This window comes from Terrisporobacter othiniensis, from assembly GCF_000808015.1.
GTDB lineage: Bacteria > Bacillota > Clostridia > Peptostreptococcales > Peptostreptococcaceae > Terrisporobacter > Terrisporobacter muris.
This window is the reverse complement of sequence record NZ_JWHR01000014.1, coordinates 1-2,389: the sequence shown is the minus strand read 5'-3', so window position 1 is coordinate 2,389 and position 2,389 is coordinate 1. Positions and strand designations below refer to the sequence as shown.

Annotated in this window: 2 protein-coding genes; both read right to left on the bottom strand. The window is 28.2% G+C overall.

Translation table 11 applies throughout. The features are described 5' to 3' along the window. Window positions 1-1,306, bottom strand: a 1,306-nt coding sequence (locus QX51_RS01195) for an MATE family efflux transporter (protein ID WP_039678080.1), incomplete at its 3' end; no start/stop codon positions are given. A gap of 13 nt (window positions 1,307-1,319) precedes the next feature. Beyond that, window positions 1,320-2,291, bottom strand: coding sequence for an HPP family protein (locus tag QX51_RS01190; protein ID WP_039678079.1), 972 nt, complete (start codon window positions 2,289-2,291; stop codon window positions 1,320-1,322). Window positions 2,292-2,389: the final 98 nt, after the last annotated feature.

Below are 2,389 nucleotides of genomic sequence, written 5' to 3'. Positions count from 1 at the left end.
AAGGAATACTTATAATGAAAGTTAAAATATCTGAAATTGGTTGTGTAATTTCTACTCCTTTTAAAGAGAATAACTTTGGTAAAATTATAATTAACGGAAGAAAAAATATACCTTGGCGACAAGATGTTAAAAAAGTTGCATGCAAGGGCTTACCCACTGCTTGAAATGTCATGTTAGATAAGACACCCAAAGTCATGAGTGGCATTACTAAACATTGATATCGTAATGCATTTGTTCCTATTTTAATGACTTCCAAATCTGAAATAAACCAAGACATTATTTTTGGTGATAATATAAATCCAATTATAGCCAAGACTGTCATTATGCTAGTTCCAACTTTCAAAGTAAATAAAAATGATTCTTTAACTCTATGATAATTTTTAGCACCATAATTATAACCTACTACTGGTTGGTATCCTTGACCATAACCAATTACAACGCAAAATATTAACATACATATTCTTCCGACAATAGACATGGCAGCTACAGCAGAATCTCCATAATTCCCTGCATTAAAATTTAAGGCTACGGTTGCTATACTTGCTAGTCCTTGTCTAAAAAAACTAGGCATTCCATTTTTCAATATAATAAAGTATGTATTAATATTTCTTGAAATTTTCTTTATTGAAAACTGAACTATGGTTTTTCTTCTTAAATAAAATGAAAATAATATTATAAAACTTATAAACTGGCTTGTGGCTGTTGCTATGGCAGCACCACTAATACCTAATTTAAATGAAAATATAAATATAGGATCTAAAATTATATTTATAATGCCTCCAATACCTATACCTACCATTGCCAAATTAGCTTTTCCCTCTGCTCTTAGTATGTTATTTAAAATAAAAGAAGTAGCCATAAATGGCGCTGCAAACAATATGTATTTTGCGTAGCTTATAGAATATGGTAGTATTGTTTTTGTTGAACCAAGGATAATCATTAGTGGCTCTATAAATATGTTACCAAATACTAATAAGATAAACCCAAATACTAAAGAAGTAACAAATCCTGAAGACCCCAAAATATCAGCCTCTTCTTTATTTTGTTCTCCAAGTCGTCTAGAAATAGTACTTCCAGAACCTATTCCTATGGCAAAGGCAATAGCTTGTATAATTGCCATTAATGAAAATACAATACCAGTGGCAGCAGATGCGCTAGTACCTAGCTGAGAAACAAAATATGTATCAGCCATATTATATATGGATGTTATTAACATACTAATAATAGTAGGTATTGCTAAAGAAGAAACTAATTTTGGTATGGGTGTATTAGTCATTTTTTCAAATTGTTTATCTTTTGTATGCATAAATTCTCCTCTGTTAGTTATTTAATTCATAATCATCTATTTTATCATTTCTAAATATAAATAAAGCAAAAAATATAAATATACAGCTACCTATAAACACTTGAATAGGATACAAATAAAGTCCGTCTGTATTTAATAACAATGGTAGAAGTGAAATTGCTCCTGCTGGTGGAAAAATAATACTTGTCTTTTCAAAAATAGTAAAAATGCAGAGTGTAGTAATTCCTGCTACTAGCCATAGAGGAAATTGCAAATATACATTTAAAAATATTCTTAAGGTAGTACCAATAAAAGATGCTACTAGAAGTATAAATATTATCTTTTTAACACTTTTTCTAGCTGGACTTGAGGGTTCAGAAAATTCCATAAAAGTTACTATTAATGGAGGTGCTATAAAATATAAATTACTTGTTTTTACAGGTATAAAAGAAACTAGCAAAATAATTAATAATGTTTTGAAATATTTTTTTATAGTATATTGTTCACTTACATCCTCCATATCTACTGTTACTAAATTACCTAAGAGTGTATCTTCTTTGACGTATTTTTCTGCGTTTCTAATGCCACGTACTTCCATAATATATTGAAAAATTACGATTAAAGCACACATTATAGTTACTGATATGGGATAAACCCAAGTAGACGTATTAAGTAAAATTGGTAATATACATGCTGAAATTAAAGGTATAATTGTTGTTTTTGTAAGACGTAACATTATATAAGAAAATGTAAATGCTATTGATATTTTGACAAGTATATGGATTGATAGATATTTCACTAATATAACTCCAACAAATGAAGATATAGACATTAACAAAAACAATTGTACTTTATTTACTTTCCATGGTTGATTTTCAGCTATCCATGCACCTGATAACAAGGCAAGAATTTCAGGAAAAATTATTTCCAGTTGATTTAAGTACTCTGCACAAAACACCATAAAAATAGTAAATATTAGGGAAAAAACATATCTTTTTTTCTTCATATTCACTTCCTCTTCCCATAATTTAAATATAAAAAACTTTCTTTCAATATATATTATAACGTAATTATGTTAAAATTTGTTAATTAGCACTTATTTAT